Annotated in this window: 17 protein-coding genes; 12 read left to right on the top strand and 5 right to left on the bottom strand. The window is 44.8% G+C overall.

Annotation, left to right across the window (positions count from 1 at the left end):
* The first annotated feature begins 4 nt into the window (after nt 1–4).
* From OCU46_RS13570 to OCU46_RS13560, 3 genes are read left to right on the top strand one after another with little or no spacing between them, the layout of a single operon-like run.
* Complete coding sequence (locus tag OCU46_RS13570; RefSeq protein ID WP_141271669.1) at nt 5–706, top strand: DUF484 family protein; 702 nt, start codon at nt 5–7, stop codon at nt 704–706.
* Nucleotides 687–1,607: a tyrosine recombinase XerC gene (xerC, locus tag OCU46_RS13565; protein WP_167495395.1), complete on the top strand. Its 921-nt coding sequence runs from the start codon at nt 687–689 to the stop codon at nt 1,605–1,607. The genes OCU46_RS13570 and xerC overlap by 20 nt, the downstream gene beginning before the upstream one ends.
* Nucleotides 1,607–2,323, top strand: coding sequence for an HAD-IA family hydrolase (locus OCU46_RS13560; RefSeq protein WP_141271670.1), 717 nt, complete (start codon nt 1,607–1,609; stop codon nt 2,321–2,323). The genes xerC and OCU46_RS13560 overlap by 1 nt, the downstream gene beginning before the upstream one ends.
* Here the strand turns inward: OCU46_RS13560 and OCU46_RS13555 are convergent.
* The 4 genes from OCU46_RS13555 to OCU46_RS13540 form a co-directional block, all read right to left on the bottom strand.
* On the bottom strand, nt 2,316–2,891 hold the full coding sequence (locus tag OCU46_RS13555) for a tRNA-uridine aminocarboxypropyltransferase (protein ID WP_141271671.1): 576 nt from the start codon (nt 2,889–2,891) through the stop codon (nt 2,316–2,318). The two genes, OCU46_RS13560 and OCU46_RS13555, sit on opposite strands and share 8 nt — an antisense overlap.
* Nucleotides 2,888–3,898, bottom strand: a complete 1,011-nt coding sequence (locus OCU46_RS13550) for a COG3650 family protein (protein ID WP_141271672.1) — start codon at nt 3,896–3,898, stop codon at nt 2,888–2,890. Before OCU46_RS13550 ends, OCU46_RS13555 begins: the two co-directional genes overlap by 4 nt.
* 34 nt (nt 3,899–3,932) lie before the next feature.
* Nucleotides 3,933–4,760, bottom strand: coding sequence for a Cof-type HAD-IIB family hydrolase (locus OCU46_RS13545; RefSeq protein WP_141271673.1), 828 nt, complete (start codon nt 4,758–4,760; stop codon nt 3,933–3,935).
* A 90-nt stretch (nt 4,761–4,850) separates the two neighbouring features.
* Nucleotides 4,851–5,828, bottom strand: coding sequence for an alpha/beta fold hydrolase (locus tag OCU46_RS13540; RefSeq protein WP_141271674.1), 978 nt, complete (start codon nt 5,826–5,828; stop codon nt 4,851–4,853).
* A 69-nt stretch (nt 5,829–5,897) separates the two neighbouring features.
* On the opposite strand from OCU46_RS13540, the gene rhtB reads away from it, so the two are divergent.
* The 6 genes from rhtB (at nt 5,898) to OCU46_RS13510 (ending at nt 10,960) form a co-directional block, all read left to right on the top strand.
* Nucleotides 5,898–6,515, top strand: a complete 618-nt coding sequence (gene rhtB, locus OCU46_RS13535) for a homoserine/homoserine lactone efflux protein (protein ID WP_141271675.1) — start codon at nt 5,898–5,900, stop codon at nt 6,513–6,515.
* 113 nt (nt 6,516–6,628) lie between these two features.
* Nucleotides 6,629–6,964, top strand: a complete 336-nt coding sequence (locus tag OCU46_RS13530; protein WP_017029298.1) for a metalloregulator ArsR/SmtB family transcription factor — start codon at nt 6,629–6,631, stop codon at nt 6,962–6,964.
* Nucleotides 6,965–7,012: 48 nt separating this feature from the next.
* Nucleotides 7,013–8,020, top strand: coding sequence for an ArsJ-associated glyceraldehyde-3-phosphate dehydrogenase (locus OCU46_RS13525; RefSeq protein ID WP_141271676.1), 1,008 nt, complete (start codon nt 7,013–7,015; stop codon nt 8,018–8,020).
* A gap of 54 nt (nt 8,021–8,074) precedes the next feature.
* On the top strand, nt 8,075–8,572 hold the full coding sequence (locus OCU46_RS13520; RefSeq protein WP_141271677.1) for a phosphatase domain-containing putative toxin: 498 nt from the start codon (nt 8,075–8,077) through the stop codon (nt 8,570–8,572).
* A gap of 73 nt (nt 8,573–8,645) precedes the next feature.
* Entirely contained in the window at nt 8,646–9,851 is a 1,206-nt protein-coding gene (gene arsJ, locus OCU46_RS13515) for an organoarsenical effux MFS transporter ArsJ (protein ID WP_141271678.1), read from the top strand.
* A 95-nt stretch (nt 9,852–9,946) separates the two neighbouring features.
* Complete coding sequence (locus OCU46_RS13510) at nt 9,947–10,960, top strand: acyltransferase (RefSeq protein ID WP_141271679.1); 1,014 nt, start codon at nt 9,947–9,949, stop codon at nt 10,958–10,960.
* Nucleotides 10,961–11,015: 55 nt separating this feature from the next.
* Here OCU46_RS13510 and OCU46_RS13505 read toward each other — a convergent pair whose 3' ends face one another.
* A complete protein-coding gene (locus OCU46_RS13505; protein WP_141271680.1) occupies nt 11,016–11,345 on the bottom strand; it encodes a DUF2500 domain-containing protein in 330 nt (109 codons plus the stop codon).
* Nucleotides 11,346–11,663: 318 nt separating this feature from the next.
* On the opposite strand from OCU46_RS13505, the gene OCU46_RS13500 reads away from it, so the two are divergent.
* The 3 genes from OCU46_RS13500 to OCU46_RS13490 all read left to right on the top strand — a co-directional run bounded on the left by OCU46_RS13500 (nt 11,664) and on the right by OCU46_RS13490 (nt 14,668).
* Nucleotides 11,664–12,029 carry a hypothetical protein gene (locus tag OCU46_RS13500; protein WP_050988793.1) on the top strand — a complete coding sequence of 122 codons (366 nt, stop codon included), beginning with the start codon at nt 11,664–11,666 and terminating at the stop codon, nt 12,027–12,029.
* An 82-nt stretch (nt 12,030–12,111) separates the two neighbouring features.
* Nucleotides 12,112–12,345: a YecH family metal-binding protein gene (locus OCU46_RS13495; protein ID WP_141271681.1), complete on the top strand. Its 234-nt coding sequence runs from the start codon at nt 12,112–12,114 to the stop codon at nt 12,343–12,345.
* A 595-nt stretch (nt 12,346–12,940) separates the two neighbouring features.
* Nucleotides 12,941–14,668: a dipeptide ABC transporter ATP-binding protein gene (locus OCU46_RS13490; RefSeq protein WP_141271682.1), complete on the top strand. Its 1,728-nt coding sequence runs from the start codon at nt 12,941–12,943 to the stop codon at nt 14,666–14,668.
* Nucleotides 14,669–14,717: the final 49 nt, after the last annotated feature.

The raw sequence follows: 14,717 nt of genomic DNA, 5'->3' as shown, positions 1-14,717 counted from the left end.
AGTTTTGGACTCAACGGTAAAAGCGTTTCTTACCGCAACAGATGTAGAGCAGTTTTTAATAGATAATCCTGACTTCTTTGAAGGAAGGGAATATCTCGTAGATTCGTTGAGCATTCCTCACCAACAAGAGGGTGCCGTTTCTTTATTTGAGTTGCAACTGAGGCGTCAGCGTCAGCAGATGCAGACTATTGAGTCTGAGAAAAATGAACTGCTGGCTTTAGTGGGTCGAAACGACCGGATTTTCCGTCATTTTATAGAGCTAGAACGACGCTCATTAATGGCGAACTCTGGCGAGAAAGTGATCAGCGCGATAGAGCACAAAGCTCGAGAGATGGACCTTAAGGTCGTAGTGGGTGTCGTTGGACACGTTAGCTCTCAACTGAATATCAGCAAAGAGAATTGGTCTCGATTTAAGGCCAAAAACATTGCAGATAGAGGTGCTTATCTAGGGCGATTGAAGCGCAGTGATCGTGAACTGATTTTTTCAAAAGGAACTCCTGTATCTGAACTCGGTTCTTATGCGGTTGTTTCATTCGGACATCCTTACTTAGAAGGGTTTCTATGCTTCTGTAGTGAAGATGGCGGACGCTTTCAGCCGAGCCAAGATACTCTATACTTGAGTCATCTCGCTATGGTTATAGCACACCAACTTTATCATCTTGAGTGGCAGAAGGTTCAAACGCTACATGCCCAATCAAACACCTAAAGCCTTTCAGGCCTGGATCGATTCGTTCATTGCTTATCTTCACAATGAGAGAGGAATGAGCGAACACACACAAAGTAACTATCAACGACAGCTATCCATCATTGCAGAGCAGCTAGTGAGCTTTGGCGTCGAGGGATGGCAGCAATTAGATATCGCTTGGGTAAGGCAAATTGCCGCCAAGGGCGCACGGGAAGGGTTAAAACCCAACAGTTTAGCGACAAGACTCTCCTGTTTGCGCAGCTTTTTAGATTACTTAGTGCTTAAAGGTGAGCTGACGGCGAACCCAGCTAAGGGTGTTAGCACACCAAGAAACCACAAACGCCTCCCCAAGAACCTCGATGTTGATGAAACCGGGCAGTTATTGGATATCGATATGGATGATCCGCTGGCGATTCGAGATAGAGCCATTATGGAACTGATGTACGGTACCGGAATGCGTTTATCTGAGCTGATTCAACTCAATATTCGAGACGTTCAAGGCGAGCGCGGTGAGATTCGCGTTATAGGTAAGGGCGATAAAGAACGTATCGTTCCCTTTAGCGGAGAGGCAAAGCGTTGGATTCAGTTGTGGCTAAAGGAGCGTCCTGCTTTACTTAAAGCAGAGGATGAAGCCTTGTTTATCTCTAAGCGAGGCACGCGTATTTCACACCGAAATGTGCAAAAGCGTTTGTCTGAATGGGGCATTAAGCAAGGGGTATCGAGCCATGTAACCCCGCACAAACTTAGACACTCCTTTGCCACTCATATTTTAGAATCGAGCGGAAACCTGCGAGCAGTGCAGGAGATGTTAGGTCATGAGAGCCTATCCACTACGCAAGTGTATACTCACTTGGATTTTCAACATTTAGCTCAAGCCTATGACAAGGCTCACCCTAGAGCGAAAAAGAAGTCGGAGTCTTAATGCGTTTTTTTCGAAGCCTAGATCCAGTTCATGCAATGACCTTCGACCTTGATGACACATTGTATGACAATCACCCTGTGATTAGACGTCTAGAACGAGACCTGCGCAGTTGGCTAATCGAGGCTTTTCCTCGTTTGCAGCAATTTACTGAAGACCATTGGCGTGCCTTAAAGCGCGAAGCGCTGCAAAGCAATGAACGTTGTCGCAATGATGTGACCTTTGCTAGGGAAACTCAGCTTGGCTATGCCTTTACTCGTATCGGTATTATTGGTGACGCTCAGCAACAAGCGATTCAAGACACCATGCATCAAGTGACGTTATTGCGGAACCGTGTGCAGATCCCTGAAGAAACACACAGCACCCTAAAAGCTATCGTAGCGAAACTTCCTTTGGTTGCTATCACTAATGGCAATGTCGATCTCGAGCGTATAGGCCTGCAAGGTTATTTTGCACATACACTAAAGGCCGGTCCTGATGGTGATGCTAAGCCCAGCACCGATATGTTTCTGCGAGCGACTAAGTTATTGGATACTCCAGCGTCGTCGATTTTGCATGTTGGTGATCACCTTGTAAGTGATGTACTGGGGGCTAAGGCGGCAGGGTTTCAAGCGGCTTGGTTCAATGACACATCAAAAGGCATCGAATCTCAGGTTAAGACCAAGGTGATGCCTGACGTAGAAATCAATCGAATCGAGCAGTTACTCCACTTTATTTAAGCGCGTGTCCACTGCGATCCGCTTGGAAAACTTGAAGATACAGCTGTAAGAAGTGGTTCAATTCCCCTGCTTGCTCGTTTAACCCCTCAAGTCTCATTAGCTCAGCCCCAACCTCACAGGTGCATAGGTTTCCATCGCTTTGATTTCTTCTCAAGCTGTAGTTTGAATGGCTAGAAGGTAGAAGATGGCATTGAGGGAGTGCTTGCAACCATGGGCTTTGTCGCCACATCTTCTTCGCTTCCTGCCAGGTCGCATCTAATACTATGTACAGCCTTGGCTCTTTATCTACTGTGTTCTGCTCGATGGAAAGACTATGTTCACTTGGAAACAGCAACATAGGCTTTGGGTGCTTTTCTATAAGTGCCAATAAATCTGCTGGTGGCTCTTTTCGGCTCCATTCAAATTGTTTAACCCCAGGTAAGCTCCAAAGGAGTATCTTTCCGGTATTGGTTTCTCTTTTCAGTTCATTAGGGTGGCACAGCAGTGCCACCTGGACGGAATCGTCGAACCTTGGTAACTGTTCACAGAGGCAGTTGTGGGTAAACCCGCAATTTGGACAAGGCATCATTGAGTTTTCTTGAGGGTTAACCCGCCATTGGTTAATGGGTAAGTCGCACCATTGATAGTTTCATGCCCAGTGGAGAGAGTATCGTCCTTTAGTTCAAACTCACGTGTAGCAATGATTTTTTGCCCTTGATAGGTAACTGATGTTACTTGTACCAATCCACTTTCTAGGGTTTGCCAGTAACCGCTTTCGACCACATCATCACTGCCATCGGTATAGGAGTATCGAGTCTCAGCCTGATGATCTGGGCGTAAAGACAAGGTCAGATTGGTTGTGTCATCGATAGATTGAGCATATTCTCCGGCGGACAGGTCGCTATATTCGTTGGAATCTGTACTGCATCCAACGTAGGTTTGATCTTTTGTTGTTAGCTGTGCGCTCCAGCCGTAGATGGAATCGCTCATGGTATCGCGACATACCTTGTTGCTGATCTCGAGCCTACCTTGCGTTAGGTCGTAGCGCGTCCCCTCTGTGTCTTGCTCTAGGTTAACCACGGGCAACACCAGTGTTTCTTTGCCTAATTGCATAAGGGTTATGGCATTGTCAGTGATACTTGCAGACCAAGAGGGCTCATTGCCAAAAGCGCGCGCATCACGAGTAGGTTGGTTACAGCGGTTAGGGTTTTCAGCCGTTATGATATTGAATTCAGTGACAATGAACTGACTACCAAATTCTTCAGCGAAGCCAGTGGTTGCCGGCTCAAAGTAACCAAACACTTCAGCATACATAGGCTGATAAGGCTTGGTTACCATTGATTCTGCGATATTGCGAACAGACTCAGGAAGATTGAGCCAGTAGGTGGTATTGCTATTACAAGGCTGGATAGTGCGAGATTCATGGCCGACAACAATCTGCCCTCGTAATAGTACGCGAGCAGGTGCTTGTTTGTTTGGGATAAGCTCAACGGCGGTGAGTGTCTCGTCTTGATTGACTGAAGATTGAGGCTCGGTGCTACTGCAACCGAGCAAAACTAGAGAGCTAACAATAGAAAATAGAGCGCATTTTTTCATTATATAGCCTGCTGTAAGGCGATGAATTTAATGCCTATCTTAGCAGGTGTTCAACCAGATAGTGAGCAACAGCGTCATCTTCATTGCTGCCAATAACTTCATTTTCCGGTAGTGCGGCTTTTACTTTAGGGTGAGCGGTTTGCATTACTTTACCCATGCCTGCCATAGAAAGCATTTCTGCATCATTCATCCCATCACCAAAAGCGATGCAGTGCGATAACTCTTTGCCAAGAGACTTGGCTACGGCTTGTAATGCGTGCCCTTTTGATACATTGCCTTGCATAACCTCTAGACACCAAGGAGTAGAGAAAGCAATGTTCAGCTCGTCTCCGAATTTTTGGTTTAGTTTATCTTCAAATGAAGCAAGGTGATCGTGACTCTTATGCGTAAAGAAGATCTTTGCGATGCCGTCTTTTGGTGCGTTGCTGTCATCAAAGACATCAAAAGAGAACCCAGATAGCTTACTGAAAGAGAGTAACTGCTCATCGGTTTGATTTACCCACCACTTTTCATCTTGGTAGATGTGCACGATGATGTCAGGGTCTTGGCGAATGATATCGACAATGTCTTGTACCAGTTCAGGATTAACATCTTGGCTGTACATTAGGTTGTCGTCGATGTCATGAACGCGAGCACCATTGGAGGTGATCATGTAAGCGGGAATCCCTGCGGTTTCTCGAATGTAAGCGACATCAACATGGTGGCGCCCAGTCGCGAAAATAAAGGTATAACCTTGTTCATGTAATTGCTTTAGCGTCTGCTTTGTAAACTCAGATAGCTGGTGGTCGGGGGCCAAAAGTGTGCCATCCAAATCGGAAGCGACAATAGAAATGTGTTCAAAAGCAGTTTTGTTCAAGGTCATACCCTTTCTCTTATTTTCAGAAGCAGGTTCATATTACGACAATAATTGGGGAAGAAAGAGGGTAAACCTGCGTTTCCCCTTTTCCTTTTTTTACTGCTCAAAGAAGCTCAATATAGCATCGAGAGCTTGGTTTCTTGGAGCGTCTTTCTCTACCAGAAGCTCGTGTTTAGCATCTGCAACAGGCACCAAAATAGCATCTTGGCGAGCTCGGCTAAGCTGAGCAATAAATTGATTTTGTGCCTTATTGTCGACAACCGTGTCTAATGCTGGTTGAACCAATAACAGAGGGATATTAACCTCTTGCGCATGTTTGACACATTGTTCAGATCCAAGAATGGCCTGCCATACCCATTGTGATGTTGGCCCGCCCATTTGGATGTCTTTTATTGAGTCGAACAGATCGGCTGACCATTCAAATCTAGCTTTACAATGACTAAGGGTGTTGCCCTCAAATGGCGTTCTTTGGTAACTGGTTTGCCCCGGCGCATAATGGGGATGTTTTTTCCAACGAATTAGGGTTTTGCAAAGCGGTTTCGCAATAGCCCGTAAAGGCGAAGGCATATTGATTCCAAACATGGGAGCGCAAAGGGCAATGGCATGAAAAGGCTGGGAGTGATGAGTTTGAATATAGCGCGTTGAGATAGCGCCTCCCATTGAATGGGCTAAAATAAAACGGCGGCTATAGCGGTTAAAATCAAACTTCTTAACAACAATATCTAAGTCATCAATGTAGTCTTGGAAGTCCTCTACATGCCCCATATCATGATCATCCAGCAGGCGCTCAGACATGCCTTGGCCCCTGTGATCATAAGAATAGATATCAAAGCCTTGCTTGAACAAGTCGTAAAATAGCTCTTGATAGCGAAAAACACTTTCAGTGCGGCCATTTACCATCAATATTGCCTTGCTATGAGCTGGAGAGGTAAGGCTTATCCAATACAGTTTCTTTTTATCTTTACCTTCGACATATCCCTGCTGTCGATTGTTCCAGAAGCTGCTTATCGGATATTTCATCTGATACTCATAGTCGTGCTCTTGAGTACAGATATCAATCGCGTTATTTGACATTGCATTTGTTCCCTGTTCACGTTACAAACAGCATAACATCCTAGAATGACAGTGAATATAGGCACCAATATGGAGTTAAAAATTTGGTTGGCATACGTTGCCACCGCCATCATTTTCAGCCTGGCACCAGGCTCAGGCACGGTAAATTCTATCGCCAATGGCATTAACTTTGGTATGCGAAAGTCCTTGTCAGCTATTGTCGGCCTTCAATTGGGATTGGCTTTTCATATCATCTTAGTGGGTGCGGGTATTGGTGCGCTGGTGGCCAAGTCAGCGGTTGCGTTCAGCATGATCAAGTGGGTAGGTGTGGCGTATCTTATCTGGCTTGGTATTCAGAAGTGGCGTGATAGTAAGGGCTTTAAGGTCGTAGAAAGCCATCAACAGGTATCAAGCACAGCTTTGTTGAAGCAGGCTATCTTTATTAATCTCACCAACCCCAAGTCGATTGTGTTTTTGGTGGCGCTATTTCCTCAATTCATCAACCCTAGTATGCCTCAGATGCCACAGTTGTTGATTCTTGGTATTACTACCATAGTCATTGATGGAGTGGTAATGCTTGGTTATACCGGGTTAGCGGCACAGATGGGACGTTTTATTCGCTCAGATAAGATTATTGGTAAGCTGAATAAGGTGTTTGGTTCTATGTTTGTCGGCTGTGGAATGTTGCTTGCAGCAGCGAAAAGCTAACTAATACGACTTCTATTTATTAAGATTTGATGACATCGGCAAATTTTACTTGCCGATGTCTTTTTTTTTATTAAGATATACGGATATTCATATATGGTTATTTGGTTGTTCTTATGTTGCCTCATCAATTTTTTAAACTGCTGTCAGATGAAACCCGATTGCGAAGCCTGCTATTGATTGCGCGCGAAGGGGCATTGTGTGTCTGTGAGTTAACCCAGGCGCTACAAGAAAGCCAACCTAAGATCTCTCGTCATCTAGCTCAAATGCGTCAGTCTGGCATTTTGGTTGATGAACGACGTGGCCAATGGGTTTATTACCATGTATCGACAGAACTTCCTGGATGGGCTCAAAAAATAGTGGACGGCTTAAGAGACTCAAATTGCTTAAAAGAGCAATACCAGCAAGACATACAAAGATTAGTACACATAGGCGATATGTCCTGTGCGTAAGCATAAATTTCAATAACCTCACTTTGCATGAGAAGAAAGGAAAAAAAGATGACTATTAAGATCGGTATCAATGGTTTTGGTCGTATTGGCCGTTTGGCTTTAAGAGCTTCATTCGACTGGCCTGAGGTTGAGTTTGTTCAGATCAATGATGTAGCGGGAGATACAAAGACACTGGCTCATCTATTGGAGTTTGATTCAGTGCAAGGTCGCTGGCACCATGAAGTGTCTGTAGATGGCAGCAATATGATCATCGATGGTCAATCAGTGAAAACCACGCAAGAGCGTGATCTCGATGCAATTGATTGGTCTGGTTGTGATGTTGTAATTGAAGCAACAGGTGTGCATCGCAAGACCTCATTCCTAAACAAATACTTAGAGCAAGGTGTGAAGCGAGTTGTCGTTTCAGCGCCAGTTAAAGAAGAAGGCATTGCTAACATCGTTGTGGGTGTGAACGATGAACTCTTTGACCCTGCTATTCACAAGATCGTGACTGCAGCATCATGTACTACTAACTGTATCGCTCCTGTAGTTAAGGTTATTCACGAGAAATTGGGCATTGAGCAGGCGGCATTTACCACTATTCATGACCTAACAAACACTCAAACTATCCTTGATGCACCGCACAAAGACCTACGTCGTGCTCGCGCATGTGGCATGAGCCTTATCCCAACTACAACGGGCTCAGCAACGGCAATCGTTGAGATCTTCCCTGAGCTAAAGGACAAGATCAACGGTCATGCAGTACGTGTACCACTAGCGAACGCTTCGCTAACAGACATCATTTTTGATGTGAAACGTGATACCACAGTAGAAGAAGTAAACGCACTGCTAAAAGAAGCATCAGAGAATGAGCTGAAAGGCATTCTTGGCTTTGAAGAGCGCCCACTAGTTTCTATCGACTACAAGGGCGACCAACGCTCTACTATCGTTGATGGTCTATCTACTATGCTTGTCGGCACTCGCATGCTGAAAATCTACGCTTGGTATGACAATGAAATGGGCTACGCAACTCGTACTGCTGAGCTTGTTCGCACTGTTGGTCTAGCAGACAAATAAATTATTCGTTTAAAGGGCATGCAACAGCATGCCTTCGTTTTTGAGGAAAAATTAATGACGCATCCTACTTGGGAACTATCTATTGATCACGGCGCAACTCTAGTACTAACGCCTTGCCCAGGCACTAAAGAGTTAGGTCTTGATGAATCTCTTGCTCAACTAAAAGAGCAAGGTGTTGTGGCAATCGTTACTGCTATTAACAGCGAAGAGATGGCGAGTAAAAACGTTGGTGAGTTAGGCGAAAAAGCTAAAGCTTTGGGTCTAAAGTGGTTCCACCTTCCTATTGAAGACGATTGCGCTCCAGAAGCCGATTTCGCACAGCAGTGGAAAGCGGTAAGCCCTGAGCTTCATGAGTTTGTTAAGCAAGGTGACAAAATCGCAATGCATTGCATGGGTGGCTCAGGTCGCACGGGTTTGTTGGCTGCCAATCTTCTACTTGAACTGGATTGGCCACTACCAAAGATTGTGACTGAGGTTAAGGCTCTTCGCCCTGGCGCATTCAGCAAGCCTGTTCAGGTTAATTATGTTGAAGCTTTAGCGCAAAATCGCTAATTAAAGACTGATATAAGCGTGCCTTTACTAGAAGGCGCGCTACTACCCAATGAGATTCTCTCGGAACACTCCTATGTTATCGACTCTAGATAAAAGCGTTCGCCAGTACATGCTGGTGACATTCAACTACTGGAACTTTACCCTGACAGATGGCGCTCTGCGTATGCTGGTGGTGCTGTATTTCTACGACCTTGGATACAGCAGTTTAGCGATTGCATCTCTGTTCTTGTTCTATGAGTTCTTTGGAGTGGTAACCAATCTTGTTGGAGGCTGGTTAGGAGCAAGGCTTGGCCTGAATCGCACCATGAATGTGGGCTTAGGGATGCAGATCTTTGCCTTGGTTATGCTAGCAGTCCCTCAGGCATGGTTAACCATTCCATGGGTGATGGCTGCTCAAGCACTCTCTGGTATCGCTAAAGATCTTAATAAGATGAGCGCGAAGAGCGCAATCAAGACTCTTGTTCCAGATGAAAGACAAGGCGCGCTATACAAGTGGGTCGCGATACTGACGGGTTCAAAGAATGCCCTTAAGGGTGCCGGCTTCTTCTTAGGTGGTGTATTGCTATCAACACTTGGCTTCCAAGGTGCGGTGTTGGCTATGGCAGCGGTTCTGTTCTTTGTGTTGGTTGGCAGTCTCGTTTGGCTAGAAAGCGATATGGGCAAAGCCAAGAGCAAGCCTAAATTCAAGCATTTGTTCTCAAAGTCTGAAAGCATTAATGTGCTTTCAGCGGCGCGTATGTTCTTGTTTGGCGCTCGAGATGTATGGTTTGTGGTGGCGCTACCAATCTACCTTGGCAGTGTCTTTGGCTGGAATCACTCTATGGTCGGTGGCTTCCTCGCTCTCTGGGTCATAGCTTATGGCTTTGTGCAAGGATTTGCCCCGCGCATTACCGGAAAGGCGCAAGGAAAAGTGCCAGACGGAAAAGCTGCGCTTCTATGGGCTATGTTGTTGACCGTAGTAACTGGAGCAATTGCTTATGGGGTGCAAGTAGGCTGGCAACCAGAATTAGTTATCGTAGTTGGTCTACTTATCTTCGGTGCTATCTTTGCGGTTAACTCCTCTCTCCACTCTTACCTTATCGTCAGCTATGCAAAGGGTGATGGGGTATCGATGGATGTAGGGTTTTATTATATGGCCAATGCCATGGGACGCTTGATTGGTACCGTTCTCTCCGGGTGGGTCTTCCAAATGGCGGGTTTGGCTGCTTGTCTTTGGGTCTCGTTTGCCTTTTTATTACTGGCGAGCATCATATCGATTAAGCTACCTCGACACGCATAATTGCTTTAAAAAACAACAAAAAAGCTGGCAGGGTTTCCTTGGCCAGCTTTTTTATTGCTATGATGGCAGTAGCATAAATAAAGGAATAGGTTCAAATGAGACAAAGGGTACTGTTTTTCGATCTCGCTCGATGCGTGGCTGCTATTGCCGTGATCGCGATACATGTGTTGGCTCCGTATCGACATCAGTATGGTGTAATTCCATTTGATGAGTGGTTTACAGCAATCAGCATAAACAGTATCAGTCGTTGGGCCGTTCCCGTATTTATCCTGATCTCTGGCGCTTTAATGCTGAGCGACCGCAGGCCTTTTGATTTCAAGTATTATGTAAAGCGCCGTCTTGGTAAGGTGCTGATTCCATTTATTATTTGGTCTATTTTCTATGCCTACCTGTCTGGTTGGAGCGCGAGTGGTTTTGATGCCAACAATACGCAGAAGGTGCTGATTGAGGGATTAGATCACGCGACCTATTATCACTTAGGCTTCTTTTACTACTTCATCCCACTTTATTTTGTGATTCCGTTCTTGCAGATATTTGTCCGTCGTTATGATGATAAAGCTCTGTATGCTCTAACGGGACTCTGGTTGTTTACCACAGCTCTATTCTTGTTCCGCATTGATGGAATATGGAGTAGTCAAATGTGGCTCTATTCTGGTTTGCTACCGTTAGGTTATATCCTTTACCAAAAAGTCCCTTTGACTAAGGCTAATGTCAGTCTCTTTGTGCTGCTGGGTTTAGCGGCATTTGCAGCGACTATCTATCAGGTTGTGCATCTGAGTATGGAGGCGGACAAGTATGCCTTTGGACGTTGGCTATCCTACAAAACACTGAATACTGTGTTAGCTGCAAGTATGGTGTTTATGGTGTGTCGTTATTTTGGTGAAGGGCTTTCGGCAGGGGCAAACAAGGTCGTTGGCTTTATCAGCACCCATAGTTTGGGCATCTACATTTTGCATCCTATCTTCCTTTGGCCAATGAAAGAGTTCGGTTGGTACCAAGGGCATCCTGGGTGGGTGATTCCGCTTTGGATTGTAATCAGTGGTGGGGCGTCGTTATTTGTGAGTTGGTTGGTCTCTCGCTCAAGTAAAACAGCGTGGTTACTGCCTTAAGATAGAACGCAGATGAGCTTAACTTGATGCTTATGAAGTTAAGCTCTAATCGTTGTTACCTCTTCATCGCAAAGTGCATGAACTTATCACCTTGGTAGGTTAACTCACCTTGATGTCCTGGCAGTAGTGCGTGGTAATAATGGATACCCACTTGAAACTCTCGTTTTGGACCAAAGCGTCCTTTTTGAACGTAGATCCAGTATTCCTTATCTTCTTCACCCGGTTGCGCATCCGGTAAATCCACTGCTTGTTTATCAATGATGGTGACCTTGGCTTTTTGTTCAGGTGCACCAATCCCTTGCACGTGTTTACTAAACACATATTTGAATGCGACAGCGGCAGTGGCAACAAGAATTGCAACCAAAAAGAACAGAGAAGTTGGCATAGGATCACCCTTGAAGTCTATTGGTGAAAAAGTGTAGCCTTCCGTTGCTCGATAGATGAACAATTAGTGATATTGCGTGATCTAGATGTAAGAGATATCACAAAATTGGCGCTTGGATCACATAACGATGCTGAACCGGAATAGGCCATAAAGGTCTGATTTATAGAGAGACGAGTGGTTTAATCCTGCTAAACTTGATTTAGGTTCAATAATTAGCCAACTTGCTCGATTTTAATCACAGAATAGTAAAAAATGGCTAAGAGAAGGTTCATGGACGGAATCTTCTGCATAAGCAGACATTTGGACGGGAGTATGGATATGTCCGATATTGATCAAGTGGTAACACGCACTCGGCGTATAGAGGGGCTTTTACGCACGCGCTTTCATGCGAGTGGGCGAGGCCTTCATCAACTCATCACAGACAGTGAAGAGCGCTTGCCTCATGATGTTATTGCGAAACTGCGCTATGTCGCCACGATCCGCAATAAAATGCTTCATGAAGATGGCTTTAAATTAGAAGATCGTAAACAATTTCTTCAGGCATGTAATGAATGTGAGAAAGAGCTTACTCCACGCAGTGGACGCTTTATTTGGGGAGTCGCTATTGCATTAATGACCCTTCTTACATTGGCAGCCGCTTTATTCTACTACGCCAATTGGGCGGAATTTAGTGTACATCTATAAATGACAGGATGTACTTTGACTTGTAACAATGTCTTTCTTTTCTCACTCGGTAAAGTCTGATTTTAAAATTTAGGAGTCCAGTATGTCCGTACATGCACATAAAATATTGAATCAGCTTCGAGAGCAACCAATGTCGAAAGCAGAATTGCACCAGTGGGTTGTATCTGAGTTTGGCGAACAGACTCAATTTCGTACTTGCAGCAAAGAAGGCTTCGATTTTGATTCAATTTTAGATTTTTTTGTATCTAGAGAAAAAATCCTTTTAGATAACGATAAATTCAGAGTCAATGAGCCGAATATCTGCTCTCACAACTGATTTAATCGACACCTTCTTCGACGATTTTAAAGGCTCCTATAGTGGAGCCTTTTTTGTTCATAATTTTTTAACATTCCGATATGGCTTAAAGTTACTATCGTGCTATTTATATGCGACCAATTGGTATTAAATACATCATTAATGTGATATTCCTGGTGTTTATGGTTGCTTATCTCGGTTATTTACGGCTTTTATACTGTAAAGGTTCTTGAATTATCTAAGCATAAAAATGCGTAGTATTTGCTATTAGATCCTTGCTGTGTAAGGACTTACACTCAAGATCCCTTTGCTAGCAAGGAGGAAGAGTTGCTTGCGTCCTCCCCCTATACCTTGGTTTGACTTTTTATTCACCCATATTGTCTACTCATGCATCAGTTCATCTTTTATTCAGCAGTAAAGCCAACTTTTATCCTTTAAATGTTGCTTTTGTGTGTCTTTTTTGCCAAATTGTGCATCGAACACAATATTTATCGTTGTGTTTTGGACGAAGACGCCGCTAGAAGGCGCAGACTGGATATCAAATCAGTCACGTTCATTTCGAATGGATTCAATTTGCAGACAAGGCAGAAAACTGTCCAGCAGTAGAGGTCTGGTAATGTCGTTATTAGAAGTAAAAAACCTTCGCATTGAGTACCCGTCAAGACACGGTGTTCACGCAGCAGTAAAATCTCTTTCTTTCAATATTGAGCGCGGCGAAATCGTCGGCGTTGTTGGTGAATCTGGCGCGGGTAAATCCACAGTCGGTAATGCCGTTATTGATCTTTTAAGTCCTCCAGGTGTGATTGCTGGTGGCGAAGTTTTCCTTGATGGAGAAAAAGTCTCTGGTTTATCTCCAGAGCAGATGCGTAAGGTGCGCGGTTCAAAGATAGGGTTTATCTTTCAAGACCCAATGACGTCATTGAACCCTTTGTTCACCGTTGAGCAGCAGCTCAAAGAAACTATTCATGCCAATATGAAGGTTTCTGATGAAGAGGCGTATAAACGCTCTTTGGATCTGATGAACAAGGTGGGTATCCCGCAGCCTGAAAACCGTTTGAAGCAATATCCGCATCAGTTTTCTGGTGGTATGCGTCAGCGTGTCGTTATCGCAATAGCCCTTGCAGGTGAACCCGATCTTATCATTGCAGATGAGCCAACCACGGCGTTGGACGTATCAATTCAAGACCAAATCCTAACCCTGATTCGTGACCTGTGCATTCAGCAAAATGTAGGCTGTATGCTGGTAACTCACGATATGGGGGTTGTATCAAATGTGACGGATCGCGTAGCCGTAATGTATCGCGGTGACCTGGTAGAGTTCGGCCCTACTAGTAAGGTGTTGGGAGAACCTGAACATTCTTATACTCGTAGCTTAATTTCAGCTGTTCCTCGCTCTGACGTGAAGTTAGATCGATTCCCATTGGTAAGCTACATCGAAGAAGCCGCTGAGCATCAGCCTTTAGATGTAAAGAATCACTGGTTAGGTCAAAGCCAAGACGAGCGTGAGTACACAGGTCCATTGCTGAATGTTGAAAACGTAGACCTACGTTTCATCACTAAAGATTCTTTATTTGAAAGTCGCAGAGAATACGTGCAGGCATCTAACAATGTCAGCTTTGAGGTCTTTGAAGGTGAAACCTTTGGCCTAGTAGGCGAGTCTGGTTCAGGTAAATCGACCATAGCACGCGTTATTGCCGGTCTTTATGCGCCTGATGCAGGCAAGGTGACCTTTGAAGGTATAGACCTTACTGGCCTCAAGAGCGAAAAAGAGCGCCGTCCAATGCGCCGTCAGATGCAGATGGTGTTCCAAAATCCATATACATCGATGAATCCGCGTATGAAGATCTTCGATATCATCGCTGAGCCTATTCGCTTCCACAAACTGACAGCAAACGAGAATGAAACTCGTCAGATCGTTAATGACCTACTTGACCATGTAGGCTTAGGTCGTATGGCTGCAGTCAAATATCCACACGAATTCTCAGGTGGTCAGCGTCAGCGTATTTCAATTGCACGCGCTTTGGCGACACGCCCTCGTTTATTGATTTGTGATGAGCCAACATCGGCACTGGACGTTTCAGTGCAGGCTCAGATTCTAAACCTCCTGAAAGACCTTCAGGATGAATTGAATCTAACCATGCTATTTATCAGTCACGATTTACCGGTTATTCGTCAGATGTGTGACCGTATTGGCGTGATGCAAAAAGGTACTCTGTTAGAGGTTGCACCGACTGAACAGCTGTTTAAGTCTCCGCAACATGAGTACAGCCAACATTTAGTTTCACTGATGCCAGAGTTCAAGGGTTTGCGCGAAGGCATAGTGGAAGATAAAGAATTAGCTTAGGGAACTAAGCAATAAGCTCACTGAGCAAAATACACTGCAAACACAACAG

This window comes from Vibrio comitans (assembly GCA_024346835.1).
Classification (GTDB): domain Bacteria; phylum Pseudomonadota; class Gammaproteobacteria; order Enterobacterales; family Vibrionaceae; genus Vibrio; species Vibrio comitans.
This window is presented reverse-complemented; position numbering and strand designations above follow the sequence as displayed.